This window comes from Enterococcus sp. E4-223 (assembly GCF_035727065.1).
GTDB classification, from domain to species: domain Bacteria; phylum Bacillota; class Bacilli; order Lactobacillales; family Enterococcaceae; genus Enterococcus_B; species Enterococcus_B faecium.
In genome coordinates, this window is record NZ_JAPMLH010000005.1 from 21,628 (window position 1) to 36,968 (window position 15,341).

Consider the following 15,341-nt stretch of genomic DNA (forward strand, 5'->3'; position numbering starts at 1 on the left):
TGACTTTCACATTTTATGTTCAATCCATACGACCTTGACACTTTTGCCATCCGCATAGCAGGTAATTTTGTGTTTTACTCGCTTTGCGAGCTCAATTAGGTCTTAAAACAATAATAAAAACCCCGCTCAATAAAGGCGGGGTATACGTTGATACGACAACGTTTATTTAATTATTTAGCCAAAGCGTCTTTTGCTTGGTCAGCCAATGCAGTAAATGCTGCTGCATCGTTAACAGCCAAGTCAGCTAACATTTTACGGTTGATGTCGATTTCAGCAACTTTCAAACCGTGCATTAATTTTGAGTAGCTCAAGCCATTCATACGAGCTGCTGCGTTGATACGAGCAATCCACAATTTACGGAAGTCGCGTTTCTTTTGACGACGATCGCGATATGCGTAGTTGTATGAATTCATTACTTGTTCTTTTGCTGTTTTAAATAAAGTGTGTTTTGAACCGTAGTAACCTTTTGCTAATTTTAGCACTCTTTTACGACGTTTACGAGTTACTGTTCCACCTTTAACACGTGCCATGTATAATTCCTCCTAATAAAAATAAATCTTCAGATTCTGTTATTTGTACTTCTTATTTCATTTTTGCTAGTTGTTGGCGAATACGTTTGAAGTCGCCACTAGAAACCATGCTTGCTTTTCGCAATTGACGGCGTTGTTTTTTTGTTTTGCCGTGGAAACGGTGACTTGTAAACGCGCGGAAGCGTTTCAATCCGCCTTTACCAGTACGTTTGAAACGTTTTGCTGATCCGCGGTGTGTTTTTTGTTTTGGCATGACTATATTTCCTCCTCAAAATCTTTCGTTATCCGACTATCGGCTGTCCAACAGCCAGTTAGTCATTCAAATTACTTACTGTCGTTTTTCGGTGCCAGCGTCAAGAACATGCTGCGTCCGTCCATTTTCGCTTTTTGTTCCACTGTTGCAATATCCGCAGTTTCTTCAGCTAAGCGATTCAAGACTTTTTGACCAATTTCTTTATGGGTAATGGCACGGCCTTTGAAACGGATAGAAGCTTTCACTTTATCGCCCTTTTCCAAGAACTTACGTGCATTACGAAGTTTTGTATTGAAGTCATTCAAGTCGATCGTAGGACTTAAGCGAACTTCTTTTACATTGATCACTTTTTGTTTTTTACGCGCTTCGCGGTCTTTCTTTTGTTGTTCGAAACGGTATTTACCGTAGTCCATGATTCGCGCAACTGGTGGTTTCGCACCAGGGGCAACTAACACAAGATCCAAGTTTGCTTGTTCTGCAATATTCAATGCTTCTGCTTTTGTCTTAACTCCTAATTGCTCACCATCTGAACCGATCAATCGTAACTCTCGTGCACGAATGCCGTCGTTAACCATCATATCCTTTGCTATGGTCATTCACCTCCAAATATTATGAGAGAAAGAAAAGCTTACCGAATAAACGGCAATAAAAAAACGAGTTCTCTTACAGAACCCGCGCGTACTTCACCTAATAGAACCAGTGAAAACTATCTAGCCCAGTGACATTATCAACTAAGGCGAGAAGCGGGTGCTTCTGCTTTTATTTCTCAACCATCATAGTATAGCAAAAATTAATCTTTTTGTCAATGTTTTTCATACAGTTTGTCTTCCTTTTCTGAAAATGATTAGATTAGCAGACTTTCTAGCAGTGATTCCCGCTTCTTTGCTATACTAAAGAAAAACGAGGTGAACCCACATGAAAAAAATCGAACCTATTCCACCTTCTCTTCCTCTTCTTACAAAGGGAGAGTTTTATTTAGAAGATGAGGAGATCTTCTCTGGTCTTCTGATCAACGGGGGTGACCAAAGCTATCTCGATGCCAAAAATATGGTATTAAGAGAGAGTCATATCCAAAAACTTACGATGCAAAAAACAGTTTTACGTCATTTTGAATGCAGTAATGTCATTTTTGAAAAATGTGATTTTTCCAATCTGGAGTGGATTGGTGGCAGTTTCCACCAAGTCGTGTTTCATCAATGTAAATTAACAGGTACGAATTTTGCCGAAAGTTATCTTCGAGACTGTACTTTCACTGATTGTATTGCTTCGATGGCTTCCTTTAGTAGTACAAACTTGAAAGCTGTCTCCTTCGATCATTGTCAATTAGAAGACAGCGAATTTTATGAGGTCACTTGGAAAAACCTTTTTTTGTCTGACAATCAGTTAACCGGTTCGAACTGGTTTCGAACTTCTCTGAAGGGATTAGACTTTACGACTAATTTCTTCACAGCAATCGCTTTATCTCAAGATTCTTTGGCGGGACTAATCGTCAACCAAGAGCAAGCACTTGTGATCGCCCAAGCCCTTGGTTTGCAGATCAAAGACTAGATCAACGAATCCGCCGCCACAGTGCAATAAGCATCCAAATAGATAAGACCAAACTGATGATCAAGGCGATTCCCCATCCGAAAACGGAATGGGTAAAGGGTAACTGGAGATTCATTCCGAAGAATCCTGTCACAATAGTTGGAACGGTCAAGATCAGCGACCAGACCGTCAAAAATTTCATCGTGTCATTCAAGTTGTTATTCAGCAAATTATTATAAGTGCCAGAGAGCTGGTCTAAAATCTGCGAAGCTAAGTTCGTCATTTCAACTGCTTGTCGTGCTTCGATCAGTGCATCGTCCAACTCTTCTTTTTCCTTTTCTGACAACTTGCGATAAATAGCCAGTGCCTTGATTTGTTCTAAAAGTACTACATTTTGTTTTGTTCCTGTAACTAAGTAAACCAAACCGATCTCTAAATCTGAAAGTTGCAGCAGATTCTTGTTCGTTGTTTTTTCTCTTAATTTCAGATTAAGCCGCTGACGTTCACTATTCACTTCCTCGATTAAAGGAAAAAAGGAATCAGAAATCAAAAACAATGTACGAAACAATAAACTGTATACACTCATGTCTGGCATTCGTTCCAAAAGCGATCGAATTAGTCGAATCACGTACTCGGTATTCGGCGTGGTAAATGTAAACAAACCGTCTTCTTTTAAAATAAAAGCGATAGGACTAGTTTCATAATGATTATCGACTTTTTGCTGGTGCGGAACATTTGATACAAGCAGTAACGCTTCATCAAAAGAATCGTACTCTACGCGCGCCCGTTCATTTTTATCTAGAGAATAAGTCAGCATCTCGTCACTAATGCCATATTCTTCTTTTAAGTTTTTAACAGCTAGCACATCGTTTTGCTGTACATTGATCCAAAAATTACGGTCTTGATTAAAATAGTGTTTTTCCCGCATACTCTATCCTCCTGACATTTGTTTCCAGTATAAAGAAAAAAGTCGCTCAAATAAAGGTTTACCCTTTATTTGAGCAACTGTAAATCAAATGGCTACTTTGGTTTGGCGAATCTCTGCTAATTTTTCTTCGATCATTTTCAAGACTTCTTCTTTTGCTTGAGGATCTTCCACAAAATTATAGCGGTCTCCATCGATTTGGATTTTTGGACTTTCTTTGTATTCTTCATACCATTGATCGTAACGTCTGTTCAATTCTTTGTAATAATCGTACAGACTTGGGTCAAAGGACAATTGTTCATACGAACGACCACGTTTCTCGATCCGTTCTAGCATCGTATCAAAAGATACACGAATATGAACTAATAAATCCGGGTGTTTTTTATGGGCAGCATAGGGCAGTTCTTCCATCATGTTTTTCAGCAGTTCATCATACACACGAACTTCCGTTTCCGTCGCTCTTCCTAGATCTGCATTTAGATGGAAAAGCAGCGAATCTTCATAAATCGAACGGTCCAATACATTATTGTCATCTTTCATTGCTTGTTTGATGCTTGCAAAACGTTTATTCAAAAAATAAATTTGCAGCAAAAAAGCATACTGTTCAGGGTTTGCATAAAATAAGGGCAAGACTTCATTATCATCAATCGATTCATAAAATGCCTGACTATCAAAGTGTTCAGCCATCATTTCTGTTAAACTTGATTTTCCGGCACCAATTGTACCTGCTAAAACGATCACGCTCATTTACCTCCAGCTCACTTCATCACTAAATATTGTGTTTAACTCCAACCTTTTTAAATATACCCCCAATATCTAGTAGTGTCAATTGTATTTTTTTCTAGTCAAAGAAGAAAAAAAGTCAAAAAATTCTTAAGAAAAAAGTGTTTTTTCTTTAGAAAACGTATTCTTAGTTTTACTTCTGAGATGGTTTTAGTAAAATAAAGGAGGAATGTTTTTTGAGACCCTTAGTGGACAAAAAAATTCGTGAAGCAGCGCAACTCGTTTTGGGCGCTTTATTTTTTGCTTAAAAATCACTTTTACGTGAGAAGGAGTTAGATTATGGCAAACTATGGCCAAGGAGAATCAAGCGGAAAGATCATATTGATGGGCGAGCACGCGGTTGTTTATGGAGAACCAGCGATTGCCTTTCCTTTCTATGCAACAAAAGTCACCGCATTCCTTGAAGAGCTGGATGCAATGGACGATCAACTGGTTTCTTCCTACTATTCAGGAAATTTAGCCGAAGCTCCTCATGCATTAAAAAATATCAAAAAATTATTCATTCACTTAAAAAAACAGCATGACATCCAAAAAAACTTGCAACTGACCATTGAAAGCACGATTCCTGCTGAACGTGGAATGGGATCAAGCGCTGCAGTCGCCACAGCAGTCACTCGTGCTTTTTATGATTACTTAGCATTTCCTTTGTCTCGTGAAATACTATTAGAAAATGTCCAGCTTTCGGAAAAAATCGCCCACGGTAATCCTAGTGGAATCGATGCAGCCGCTACTAGCAGCTTGCAGCCGATTTATTTTACAAAAGGGCATCCTTTCGACTACTTTTCTTTGAACATCGATGCTTTTTTGATTGTCGCTGATACAGGAATCAAAGGACAAACAAGAGAAGCCGTCAAAGATGTCGCTCACCTCTTTGAAACCCAGCCTCATGAAACTGGACAAATGATCCAAAAATTAGGATACTTGACGAAGCAAGCAAAACAAGCAATCATTGAAAATTCACCAGAAACGTTGGCACAGACAATGGATGAATCACAATCACTTCTGGAAAAGCTGACAATCAGCAATGATTTTCTTAATCTATTGATCCAAACAGCAAAAGATACCGGGGCATTGGGTGCCAAATTAACTGGCGGTGGACGCGGTGGCTGTATGATTGCATTAGCACAAACAAAAACAAAAGCCCAAGAAATCAGTCAAGCACTTGAAGATGCGGGTGCTGCTGAAACTTGGATACAAGGATTAGGAGTACATACCTATGTTTAAAGGCAAAGCACGCGCATATACCAACATTGCTCTAATCAAATATTGGGGTAAGAAAAATGAAGAACTCATCCTTCCAATGAACAACAGCCTTTCGTTAACATTGGATGCATTTTATACAGAGACAGAAGTCATCTTTTCTGATAGCTATATGGTAGATGAATTTTATCTAGATGGCACCTTGCAAGACGAAAAAGCAACAAAAAAAGTCAGTCAGTTTCTTGACCTTTTTCGTAAAGAAGCCGGCCTCTCACTAAAAGCTTCAGTAATCAGTCAGAATTTCGTTCCTACCGCAGCTGGATTAGCCTCCTCTGCCAGCGGGCTAGCTGCTTTAGCAGGCGCTTGCAATACTGCTCTTAAGCTTGGATTAGATGATCTCTCTCTTTCAAGATTTGCTCGACGCGGGTCTGGTTCAGCTTGCCGAAGTATTTTCGGTGGTTTCGTCGAATGGGAAAAAGGCCATGACGACTTAAGTTCTTACGCTAAGCCAGTCCCTTCCGATTCTTTCGAAGACGATTTAGCAATGGTTTTCGTTTTGATCAACGACCAAAAAAAAGAAGTGTCCAGCAGAAATGGGATGCGTCGGACAGTCGAAACATCCAGTTTTTATCAAGGCTGGTTAGATTCCGTTGAAGGGGATCTATATCAATTGAAACAAGCAATCAAAACAAAAGATTTCCAACTTCTCGGAGAAACGATGGAAAGAAACGGACTAAAAATGCATGGAACGACTTTAGCTGCCCAGCCTCCATTCACTTACTGGTCTCCTGACAGCTTAAAAGCGATGGATGCGGTGCGACAATTGAGAAAGCAAGGCATTCCATGCTACTTTACGATGGATGCTGGCCCTAATGTCAAAGTTTTAGTGGAAAACAGTCATTTATCTGAGGTACAAGAAACATTTACCAAATTATTTAGCAAAGAACAAGTAATTACTGCCCATGCTGGTCCAGGAATTGCGATTATTGAATAAAGGGAGATTTTTATGATTGAAGTATCTGCACCAGGCAAACTCTATATTGCCGGAGAATATGCAGTTGTTGAAACAGGCCATCCAGCAGTTATCGCTGCAGTCGATCAATTCGTGACAGTCACTGTAGAATCTGCACGAAAAGTCGGAAGTATCCAATCTGCACAATATAGTGGGATGCCTGTACGTTGGACAAGACGCAACGGAGAATTAGTTTTAGATATTCGGGAAAATCCTTTTCATTATATCCTTGCTGCTATTCGCTTGACTGAAAAGTATGCACAAGAAAAAAACATTCTTTTATCCTTTTATGATCTGAAAGTAACAAGTGAGTTAGACAGTTCAAATGGCCGGAAATATGGATTGGGTTCTAGCGGTGCCGTGACCGTTGCAACGGTCAAAGCCTTGAATGTTTTTTACGCGTTGAATTTATCTCAGTTGGAGATTTTCAAGATTGCAGCACTAGCCAATTTAGCAGTTCAAGATAATGGTTCCTGCGGCGACATCGCTGCTAGCTGTTATGGTGGCTGGATCGCTTTCTCAACCTTCGACCATCCTTGGCTCCAAGAACAAGAAACTCAGCATTCTATCAGTGAGTTACTTGCCCTGGATTGGCCAGGTCTATCCATTGAGCCATTGATTGCTCCTGAAGATTTACGTTTATTGATTGGTTGGACGGGTAGCCCTGCCTCTACTTCTGATTTGGTCGATCAAGTTCACCGTTCGAGAGAAGATAAAATGGTGGCTTATCAGCTTTTCTTAAAAAACAGTACAGAATGTGTCAACGAAATGATCAAAGGGTTTAAAGAAAATAATGTAACTTTGATCCAACAGATGATTCGAAAAAACCGACAATTACTGCATGATTTATCTGCAATCACTGGGGTCGTCATCGAAACGCCTGCTTTGAACAAATTGTGTAATTTAGCTGAACAGTATGAAGGAGCCGCAAAATCTTCTGGTGCAGGTGGTGGCGATTGCGGAATCGTAATTGTTGACCAGAAATCTGGCATCCTTCCTTTAATGAGTGCATGGGAAAAAGCAGAAATCACTCCACTGCCGTTACATGTCTATAGCGATCAAAGAAAGGAAAAACGATGAATCGAAAAGACGAACATGTTTCACTAGCTAAAGCCTTTCATGATAAACAAAAAAACGAATTTGACTTCGTACGGATCATCCATAACCCTTTGCCGCAAATAGCAGTTTCTGATGTCGATCTAAGTACACAGGCAGTTGGGTTTACACTAAGCAGCCCATTTTATATCAATGCGATGACTGGCGGAAGCGAAAAAACAAAAAAAATCAACCAAGATCTTGCAATCGTCGCAAGAGAAGCAGATTTGATGATTGCCACTGGTTCAGTCAGCGCTGCCTTGAAAGACCCTTCTTTAGCCGATACTTATACGATTATGCGACAAGAATATCCTCACGGGAAAATCATTGCCAACATCGGTGCAGGGACTTCTGTCGAAAGAGCCCAAGAAGCTATCCGATTGTTTCACGCAGATGCCTTACAGATTCATTTGAATGCACCTCAAGAGTTGGTTATGCCTGAGGGAGACCGTGATTTTACCAATTGGAAAGTACTTATTCAAGAGACTCAAACAGCCATTGACGTCCCCCTCATCGTAAAAGAAGTCGGTTTTGGCATGACAAGAGAAACGCTCAATGATCTAGCTGCTTTAGGAGTTCATACAGTTGATATCAGCGGTCGAAGTGGAACAAGCTTCACCCAGATCGAAAACGCCCGTCGCTCCAAGCGGGAACTGAGTTATTTAGCTGACTGGGGGCAATCGACAGTCTCTTCATTGCTTGAAGCAAATGAAGCAGACACTTCTATGGAAATCCTAGCCTCCGGAGGTATCCGCAATGCCTATGACATATTTAAAGCCCTTTGTCTCGGCGCAAATGCAGTGGGTACTTCAGGAACCGTACTGACGCATCTGATGAATCATGGCGTAGAAGAAACTATTATACTGATGAAGCAATGGCAAGAAGAGCTTCGTCTGCTTTATACTATGGTCGGCGCAACGAATACCGCGGCCCTACACCAACAGTCACTGATCTTTTCCGGACCAGTGAAGGATTGGTGCGAAGCAAGAGGGATCGACTTAGTGAAGTATGGAAGACGCACAGAAAAGAGCGTGGGACAAAAGTAAAGAACACTTTTGTCTCACGCTCTAAACACGTACAAACGGCGGAAGCAAAAGCAACTCCTTCGGAAATAAGCTGAAATTCACAAAAATTTGAAAAGCAATTTTCGTGAATTCCTTCTTATTTCTTGGAGTTAAACGCTTCTGTCCCAGCCTCTTTTTTCGAATAAATGATGTTTAATCAGCTGTCCTTCGGTATTCGTTCAATCCGCTGATTTCACAACCTCTCCACTAAACAGTGTACTAAAGCTCTTTTAAGGTTGTTTTCCGATATAGGCAAGTATGCCTCCGTCCACATACAAGACATGGCCGTTAACGAAATCAGATGCGCTAGAAGCCAAGAAGACAGATGGTCCAGCCAAATCGATTGGCTCGCCCCAGCGTGCTGCTGGCGTACGTCCAACGATAAATTGATCGAATGGATGACGTTCACCGTTTTCTTGTGTTTCGCGTAATGGAGCAGTTTGCGGTGTAGCAATATAACCTGGTCCAATTCCATTACATTGGATATTGTATTGACCGTATTCAGAAGCGATGTTTTTCGTCAGCATTTTTAATCCGCCTTTTGCCGCAGCATAAGCACTGACCGTTTCGCGTCCTAATTCACTCATCATGGAGCAGATATTGATGATTTTACCGCCGCCTTTTTCGATCATATCCGGAATAACTGCTTTTGAAACGATGAATGGGGCATTTAAATCCACGTCGATTACTTGGCGGAAGTCTGCCGCATCCATTTCGATCATCGGTGTCCGTTTGATGATCCCTGCATTGTTGACTAGAATATCAACTGAACCTACATCTTCTTTGATCTGTTGAACCATCGCTTGAACCGCTTCTTCATCGGTCACATCGCAGACATAACCTTTTGCATCGATGCCTGCTTCTTTATAATGCGCTATACCTTCATCAACTGATTCTTGATTCAAGTTATTAAATACGATTTTTGCTCCTGCTGTAGCTAAAGAGCGTGCAATCTCAAATCCAATACCATAGACAGCACCGGTGACTAATGCTACTTTTCCATCTAAACGAAACATATCCATACTAAATTCCATCATTTTCTCTCCCTTATGCTTATTTTAATTGATCCATTTGCACCATATCCATGTCTGTATAGGTGATATTTTCTCCGCACATTGCCCAGATGAATGAGTAATTGCTTGTACCTACACCTGAATGGATCGACCAGCTTGGCGAAATAATGGCTTGTTCATTGTCTACGACTAAATGTTTTGTTTCATCTGGTTTGCCCATCATATGGAACACACGTGTATCTTCATTGGCATAATCAAAATAGACATAAGCTTCCATACGACGTTCATGTGTATGACAAGGCATCGTATTCCAAGCACTTCCTGGTTCTAAAATCGTATAACCCATTTGTAATTGACAGCTTTCGCATACATTTGGATGGATGTATTGGTAGATTTTACGTTCATTCAGTGTCAGGCCTTCACCAGTTTCCATTGGTTTTACTTGGTCGATACTGATTTTTACATTTGGATATTTATGATGAGCTGGAACAGAACTAATATAGAATTTAGCTGGGTTTTCAGCATCTTGAGAAGAAAATACAACATGTCGTGTTTCTTTTCCGATATAGTATCCGTCTTGTTTTTTCATTTCTTCTTTTTGCCCATCGATCTCGATGAATCCTGGTCCACCGATATTGATCACACCTAGTTCACGACGCTCTAAGAAGTAATCAACACCTAGTTCTTTGTCTAATGTGATTTCTAATTCTTTTTCAGTAGGTGTCACTCCACCAAAGATCATTCGATCGTTGTGCGTATAAGTCAAACTGATTTTCCCTGGTTCAAATACCTTTTCTACTAAAAATTCTTTTCTCAATTGTTCCGTTGAATAATGACGGATATCTTCTGGACTGTGTGTATAACGTGTTTCCATTTCTTGCATTTTCTTCTACTCCTTCTATCGAATGATTTTTCCAGAGCCGCATGCTAAAAATTGTGCGACTTCTTCTTGACTAAATTGGTTGCAGTCCCCATGGATCGTATGCTTCAAGGCAGAAGCTGCCGTAGCAAAATCAATGATTTCTTGCGGAGACATATTGGATAAAATCCCATGGAGCACGCCACCTGCAAAAGCATCTCCGCCACCTACTCGATCCACGATTGGGGTAATTCTATGGACTTGGGATTCCACATATTCATGGTTCATCCACAATGTCCCCTTCAGTTCATTTTCACTTGCTGAATGAACGGTACGCTTGGTCGAATAAAACACCTGAATATTCGGGAACTTTTCCTGCATTTTTTGATAATAATAAATTAGAGGTTGTTCTTCTGCTTCTGGCGCTTTCTCGATACCTAACAAATAAAGAGCATCCATTTTTCCAGCTGAGCAGATATCTACTAAAGGTAAAAGCTGATGGATTACTTCGCTGGCTTCTTGCTGTGTCCATAATTTTCCACGATAGTTGATATCGAAGCTGATCAGGCAGCCAGCTCTTTTTGCAGCTTCTATCACCTGTTTCGTCATTTTTTGCCATTTTTTAGACAAAGCTGGGGTGATTCCCGAAACATGAAATATATCTATTCCTTGGAATAACTCCTCTAGCGACCATTCCAAATGATCCATTTCAGCAAAACTTGATCCGGCACGATCATAGATCACTGAGGCGGCGCGTTCGCCACTACCAGTTTCCATATAATAAGTACCTAGTCTTGATCCACCAGATAATACCTGTTTCGTATCTACTCCATAACATTGCAAGTGCTTTTTGACTGCTTTTCCCAATGCGTTATCAGGTACTTTTGTAGCAAAAATCGCTTCATGTCCGTAATTAGCTAAAGAAATTGCTACGTTTGCTTCCCCTCCGCCATAATGGGCAGCGAATCGTTCACTTGAATCGATACGGGTTCCCTGATCTGTGGACAATCGCAACATGATTTCTCCGAGTGTCACTACTTTTCCCATAAGCAGCTACCTCTTGATTTCTTTCATTTTTGCTGCATACTGTTGCGCGACTTCCGTTACTTTGTCAAAATCTCCTGTAGCTGCGGGTGCTAAAAGGTTCCCACCTACTCCGACTGTTACGACACCAGCATCGAACCACTCTTTCATATTGTCCAGACTCACACCGCCAGTTGGCATGATATTGACTTGAGGCATCGGCGCCTTGAAGGCAGAAATGATACTTGGTCCATAAGCGCTTCCAGGAAATAGTTTGACGATATCTACCCCGCTTTTCAGCGCTGTTTTGATCTCGGTAATAGTCATACATCCTGGTAAGTAAGGAATTTGATACAGATTGCACATCTCTGCCGTTCCTTGATCAAAGGAAGGGCTAACAATATACTCTGCGCCAGCTAAGATAGCCAAGCGAGCTGTGACAGCGTCTAATACTGTGCCTGCGCCAATCACTATTTCTGGTTGGTCTTTGTAGAATGACAAAAGTTCTTTGATTACTTGATCTGCTTGAGGGACTGTAAAAGTCAACTCAATACCAGTTAGACCACCTTTGATGATTGCGTGGCAAGCATTCAAAGCTTCTTCTTTGCTTTTTCCGCGTACCACCGCAATCACTCCGGCGTTTTTCAATCGAGATAAAATATCAATTTTTTTCATCTTCTCCACCTATTTCCTATTTAGAAATTTTATTTTATAACTTGGAAATCTATACCCATATTATACGGCAGAAAAGAAAAATTGCAAACGCTTTTTTCATTATTTTTGAATTCTTTGCTCGATTTCGCTTTTTGTTTGCTTGAGGGCACTGATTATTTGTTCTTTTGTCTCATCTGTTAAACGATATTTCGGCATACTTACACTAAATGCACCAATGATTTGTTCGTTTTTCACAATTGAGGCTCCTATACAAAAAATATCACGTTCGATTTCTTCATCGTCAAATGCGATGTGGGTTTCTTTTACCGTTTGGATTTCCTTTTTCAACCGTAATGCATTGGTGATCGTATATTCTGTGTAAGGGATCAACGGATGCTTTTCAAGATAATCAGTGTACTGCTCTTCACTGAATTCTGCTAATACGGCTTTGCCCATCGCAGAATTGTATAATGGTCGGGTGATTCCGATTTTTGAAGACATGCGGATCGTTTGATGTTTTGGATCTAGTTTGTTCACGTACAAGATCTCATTGTTGTCCAATACTCCTAAGTGGATAGTCTCATCGATCTTTTGCTGCAGCTGTTCTAAAAACGGTAAAGTCAACTCTACCAAATCGATTTGTTCAATGTTTTTATTCGCGTAGCGAATAAGCTTTGCACCTAAACGATAGTTTTTCTCTGAATTTTTATTTACGTAGCCGATCATCAGCAAAGTATCTAGTATTTTCAAGACTGTAGAAGAGGTCATTCCCACACCCTTTGCGATCGTCTGCAAAGAGACATCTTGGTTTTCCTCTAAATAGTCTAGTATTTTAGAGGCTTTGATCAATACAGTTCCATAAGGCTTTTTATTTTCCATATAATATTCTCCTATTTCTTTATAAGAAAAATTATAGCGGAAATACCATCAATTTAAAAGAGATATCCAGATATAAACTACCATTTCTCTTTACAGGCAATTTAATGTTGAAGATCCGCTTCGTTTTTACATCAAACTTTGATATAAAGCAATGATTTCTTCTACTGTCGTTTCTCTTGGATTTCCTGGTGTGCATACATCTCGCAAAGCATCTTCTGCAATTGCTGGGATATCTGCTTCTTTTACACCTAATTCAGAAATGGTTTCTGGGATTCCAACCGCTTTGCTCAACCGATCGATCTCACCACAAGCCGCTTCTCTTACATCTTCTAAAGACATTTCAGCTGCTCCTTTAATCCCTAGAACAAGAGCGATCTCACGGTACTTTTCTCCAGTATATTCTTTGTTATATTTCATGACAGTTGGCAAAAGTGCTGCACACGCTACGCCATGAGGAATGTTGTACCATGCACTTAACGGGTGAGCCATCCCGTGTACCAGTCCTAAACCGACATTTGAGAAGCCCATTCCCGCAATATACTGTCCTAATGCCATTTTTTCTCGCCCATTTTGATCGCCATCTACAGAAGCTTCCAAAGAATGACCGATGATTTCGATTGCTTTTAAATGCAGCATATCAGTCATTTCCCAAGCGCCTTTTGTGATAAACCCTTCAATAGCATGCGTCATAGCATCCATACCTGTTGATGCAGCCAATTTTTTCGGCATTCCCATCATCATATCGCTGTCGATGAACGCGACGATTGGGATATCATGAGGATCAACACAAACAAATTTTCGGTGATTTACTTCATCTGTGATGACGTAGTTGATCGTTACTTCTGCTGCTGTTCCAGAAGTCGTTGGTATAGCTAATATAGGTAAACATGGATTTTCCGTATCAGCAACACCTTCTAAACTAATGACGTCTGAAAACTCTGGATTCGTCAAAATAATCCCAATGGCTTTTGCCGTATCGATTGGCGAACCTCCACCGATTGCGATCAAACAGTCTGCCTCTGCCTCTTTAACAAAAGCCACTCCATCTTTTACATTTTGGATCGTTGGATTAGGTACGATCCCGTCGTATAAAGCATAATCGATTGCTGCTTTATCTAGAAGTTCTGTTACTTTTGTTGCTATACCGTGCTCGATCAATCCTTTGTCAGTAATGACAGCTGCTTTGCTGAATCCTCGCTGCTGAAATTCAGGGACGATCGACTCAATCGCTCCTTTTCCAAAATACGATGTTTCATTTAAAATCATTCGATTACTCATTTTTTATTCCTCCTAATTTGTATTATTTTTCACAATAAAAACGAAAGAACTCCAAGCAACCGGTTGCCCAGTTGCTTGTTACTACAGTTCAAAGACTGGCATCAATTCCCAACTGACTGGAGAGGCATCTGGATTTGTCTCCATGATATCTTCCATGTACTTCCACCATTTTTGATTGATAGATGTATTTGCCATTTTTTCCCATAACTTTTCATCTTCGATCACTAAGTAACCAAATAACAAACTTATACTCGGATCAAGATAGATCGAATAGTCGATGACCCCGTGTTCACGAAGTGCTGTACGCATCTCTGGCCAAAGTTCATCATGTCTTTTTTTGTATTCTTCTTGTTTTTCTGGGTAAACTTTCATGCAAAAAGCTTTTTTCACCATGTCAGACACCTGCTTTCGTATGAACTTCCTCCAAATAACCTGCTTTCGGAGTAACACCAAACGCATCTGCTAAGCGCCACAGATTATCGTCTGTGATTGTTTGCAAGATTGGTCCTTGCGCTTTGACGTACGTATAGACTTCTGCTGCCTTTTCTGCTGTCTCGATCAAACCAAAGACTTCATCCATGTCTTTTCCTGACCCGTAGATTCCATGTTGTGGCCATAAAACCAATCGAGTTTCTTTCATTTTTTCAGCTGTTGCTTCCCCAATCTCATTTGTTCCCGGAACCATCCACGGAATGATGGAAATTCCTTCTGGAAAAACAACTAAGCATTCCGTACACATTTGCCATAGCGTACGACTAAAGGAACGTTCGTCTAATTCATGCGTAAAACTCATCGCTAATAGATGACTAGCATGGCAATGCATAACGATCCGATTATCTGGGTCTACTTCTAAACGGGCGATATGACTCATGAAATGACTTGGCAACTCGCTTGTAGGAAGGCATTCGTTTTCCAGCCCCCACAAAAGTTCCAATGTTTTGCCATCTTCAGCAACTCGAACGATTCCAAGATTCTCGGCAGGTTCGCTCGCTACATTTTTAAAATATCTTCCTGAACCAGTTACAATAAAATAGCATCCTGCTAAACGGCTGGCATCAAAAATCATCGAGATGCGGCGGATCACTTTTTCAGGATCCAAGAACGGTGTGATCTCTTCTTCTTTTAGTAAATAAGAAATATTCCCGCCATTTCTTTCATCCCATCCCAAGCGATAAAGATTCGACGTCGTTTCGATCATTTCTTTCACATAAGGCGCTTGTAAAATATCTATTTTTTTCAATATAGC

At 40.4% G+C, this 15,341-nt stretch carries 18 protein-coding genes and 1 other annotated feature; of the genes, 5 read left to right on the plus strand and 13 right to left on the minus strand.

The genetic code is table 11. From position 1 onward, the window contains the following. Positions 1 to 170: 170 nt before the first annotated feature. The 3 genes from rplT to infC all read right to left on the minus strand — a co-directional run bounded on the left by rplT (position 171) and on the right by infC (position 1,379). A complete protein-coding gene (gene rplT, locus OS139_RS07930) occupies positions 171 to 530 on the minus strand; it encodes a 50S ribosomal protein L20 (protein ID WP_002293355.1) in 360 nt (119 codons plus the stop codon). 52 nt (positions 531 to 582) lie between these two features. Continuing rightward, on the minus strand, positions 583 to 783 hold the full coding sequence (gene rpmI, locus OS139_RS07935; protein ID WP_002289309.1) for a 50S ribosomal protein L35: 201 nt from the start codon (positions 781 to 783) through the stop codon (positions 583 to 585). 71 nt (positions 784 to 854) lie between these two features. After that, a complete protein-coding gene (infC, locus tag OS139_RS07940; protein ID WP_002293357.1) occupies positions 855 to 1,379 on the minus strand; it encodes a translation initiation factor IF-3 in 525 nt (174 codons plus the stop codon). A gap of 43 nt (positions 1,380 to 1,422) precedes the next feature. Then, positions 1,423 to 1,548: a sequence feature (ribosomal protein L20 leader region), on the minus strand. Positions 1,549 to 1,698: 150 nt separating this feature from the next. Between infC and OS139_RS07945 the strand changes: the two genes are divergently transcribed. Continuing rightward, positions 1,699 to 2,331: a pentapeptide repeat-containing protein gene (locus OS139_RS07945; RefSeq protein ID WP_002294161.1), complete on the plus strand. Its 633-nt coding sequence runs from the start codon at positions 1,699 to 1,701 to the stop codon at positions 2,329 to 2,331. 1 nt (position 2,332) lies between these two features. On the opposite strand, the gene OS139_RS07950 is transcribed toward OS139_RS07945, so the two are convergent. Both OS139_RS07950 and OS139_RS07955 read right to left on the minus strand, forming a co-directional pair. Next, positions 2,333 to 3,238 carry a magnesium transporter CorA family protein gene (locus OS139_RS07950; RefSeq protein WP_002294163.1) on the minus strand — a complete coding sequence of 302 codons (906 nt, stop codon included), beginning with the start codon at positions 3,236 to 3,238 and terminating at the stop codon, positions 2,333 to 2,335. Positions 3,239 to 3,322: 84 nt separating this feature from the next. Continuing rightward, positions 3,323 to 3,982 (minus strand): deoxynucleoside kinase, encoded by a 660-nt coding sequence (locus OS139_RS07955; RefSeq protein WP_002307422.1) that lies wholly within the window; start codon positions 3,980 to 3,982, stop codon positions 3,323 to 3,325. A gap of 315 nt (positions 3,983 to 4,297) precedes the next feature. On the opposite strand from OS139_RS07955, the gene mvk reads away from it, so the two are divergent. The 4 genes from mvk to fni are packed head-to-tail and all read left to right on the plus strand — an operon-like array spanning position 4,298 to position 8,371. Beyond that, complete coding sequence (mvk, locus tag OS139_RS07960; protein WP_002288231.1) at positions 4,298 to 5,242, plus strand: mevalonate kinase; 945 nt, start codon at positions 4,298 to 4,300, stop codon at positions 5,240 to 5,242. Next, the gene (gene mvaD, locus OS139_RS07965) at positions 5,235 to 6,212 is read left to right on the plus strand and encodes a diphosphomevalonate decarboxylase (RefSeq protein WP_002288232.1); all 978 of its coding nucleotides are present in this window, start codon (positions 5,235 to 5,237) and stop codon (positions 6,210 to 6,212) included. Before mvk ends, mvaD begins: the two co-directional genes overlap by 8 nt. A gap of 12 nt (positions 6,213 to 6,224) precedes the next feature. Next, positions 6,225 to 7,310, plus strand: a complete 1,086-nt coding sequence (locus OS139_RS07970) for a phosphomevalonate kinase (RefSeq protein ID WP_002331989.1) — start codon at positions 6,225 to 6,227, stop codon at positions 7,308 to 7,310. Further along, positions 7,307 to 8,371 carry a type 2 isopentenyl-diphosphate Delta-isomerase gene (gene fni / locus OS139_RS07975; protein WP_002300048.1) on the plus strand — a complete coding sequence of 355 codons (1,065 nt, stop codon included), beginning with the start codon at positions 7,307 to 7,309 and terminating at the stop codon, positions 8,369 to 8,371. The genes OS139_RS07970 and fni overlap by 4 nt, the downstream gene beginning before the upstream one ends. Positions 8,372 to 8,619: 248 nt before the next feature. Here fni and OS139_RS07980 read toward each other — a convergent pair whose 3' ends face one another. The 8 genes from OS139_RS07980 to rhaD all read right to left on the minus strand — a co-directional run bounded on the left by OS139_RS07980 (position 8,620) and on the right by rhaD (position 15,335). Further along, a complete protein-coding gene (locus tag OS139_RS07980; protein ID WP_002294167.1) occupies positions 8,620 to 9,423 on the minus strand; it encodes a gluconate 5-dehydrogenase in 804 nt (267 codons plus the stop codon). A gap of 19 nt (positions 9,424 to 9,442) precedes the next feature. After that, positions 9,443 to 10,285: a 5-dehydro-4-deoxy-D-glucuronate isomerase gene (gene kduI / locus OS139_RS07985; RefSeq protein ID WP_002288239.1), complete on the minus strand. Its 843-nt coding sequence runs from the start codon at positions 10,283 to 10,285 to the stop codon at positions 9,443 to 9,445. A 15-nt stretch (positions 10,286 to 10,300) separates the two neighbouring features. After that, on the minus strand, positions 10,301 to 11,308 hold the full coding sequence (locus OS139_RS07990) for a sugar kinase (protein WP_002331990.1): 1,008 nt from the start codon (positions 11,306 to 11,308) through the stop codon (positions 10,301 to 10,303). Positions 11,309 to 11,314: 6 nt separating this feature from the next. Further along, on the minus strand, positions 11,315 to 11,959 hold the full coding sequence (locus tag OS139_RS07995; RefSeq protein ID WP_002331991.1) for a bifunctional 4-hydroxy-2-oxoglutarate aldolase/2-dehydro-3-deoxy-phosphogluconate aldolase: 645 nt from the start codon (positions 11,957 to 11,959) through the stop codon (positions 11,315 to 11,317). Positions 11,960 to 12,058: 99 nt separating this feature from the next. Further along, on the minus strand, positions 12,059 to 12,817 hold the full coding sequence (locus OS139_RS08000) for an IclR family transcriptional regulator (protein WP_002331992.1): 759 nt from the start codon (positions 12,815 to 12,817) through the stop codon (positions 12,059 to 12,061). A 126-nt stretch (positions 12,818 to 12,943) separates the two neighbouring features. Next, positions 12,944 to 14,095 (minus strand): lactaldehyde reductase, encoded by a 1,152-nt coding sequence (gene fucO, locus OS139_RS08005; protein ID WP_025481647.1) that lies wholly within the window; start codon positions 14,093 to 14,095, stop codon positions 12,944 to 12,946. A gap of 81 nt (positions 14,096 to 14,176) precedes the next feature. After that, positions 14,177 to 14,488, minus strand: a complete 312-nt coding sequence (rhaM, locus tag OS139_RS08010) for an L-rhamnose mutarotase (protein WP_002298313.1) — start codon at positions 14,486 to 14,488, stop codon at positions 14,177 to 14,179. A 1-nt stretch (position 14,489) separates the two neighbouring features. Further along, on the minus strand, positions 14,490 to 15,335 hold the full coding sequence (rhaD, locus tag OS139_RS08015) for a rhamnulose-1-phosphate aldolase (RefSeq protein ID WP_002307417.1): 846 nt from the start codon (positions 15,333 to 15,335) through the stop codon (positions 14,490 to 14,492). Positions 15,336 to 15,341 lie beyond the last annotated feature (6 nt).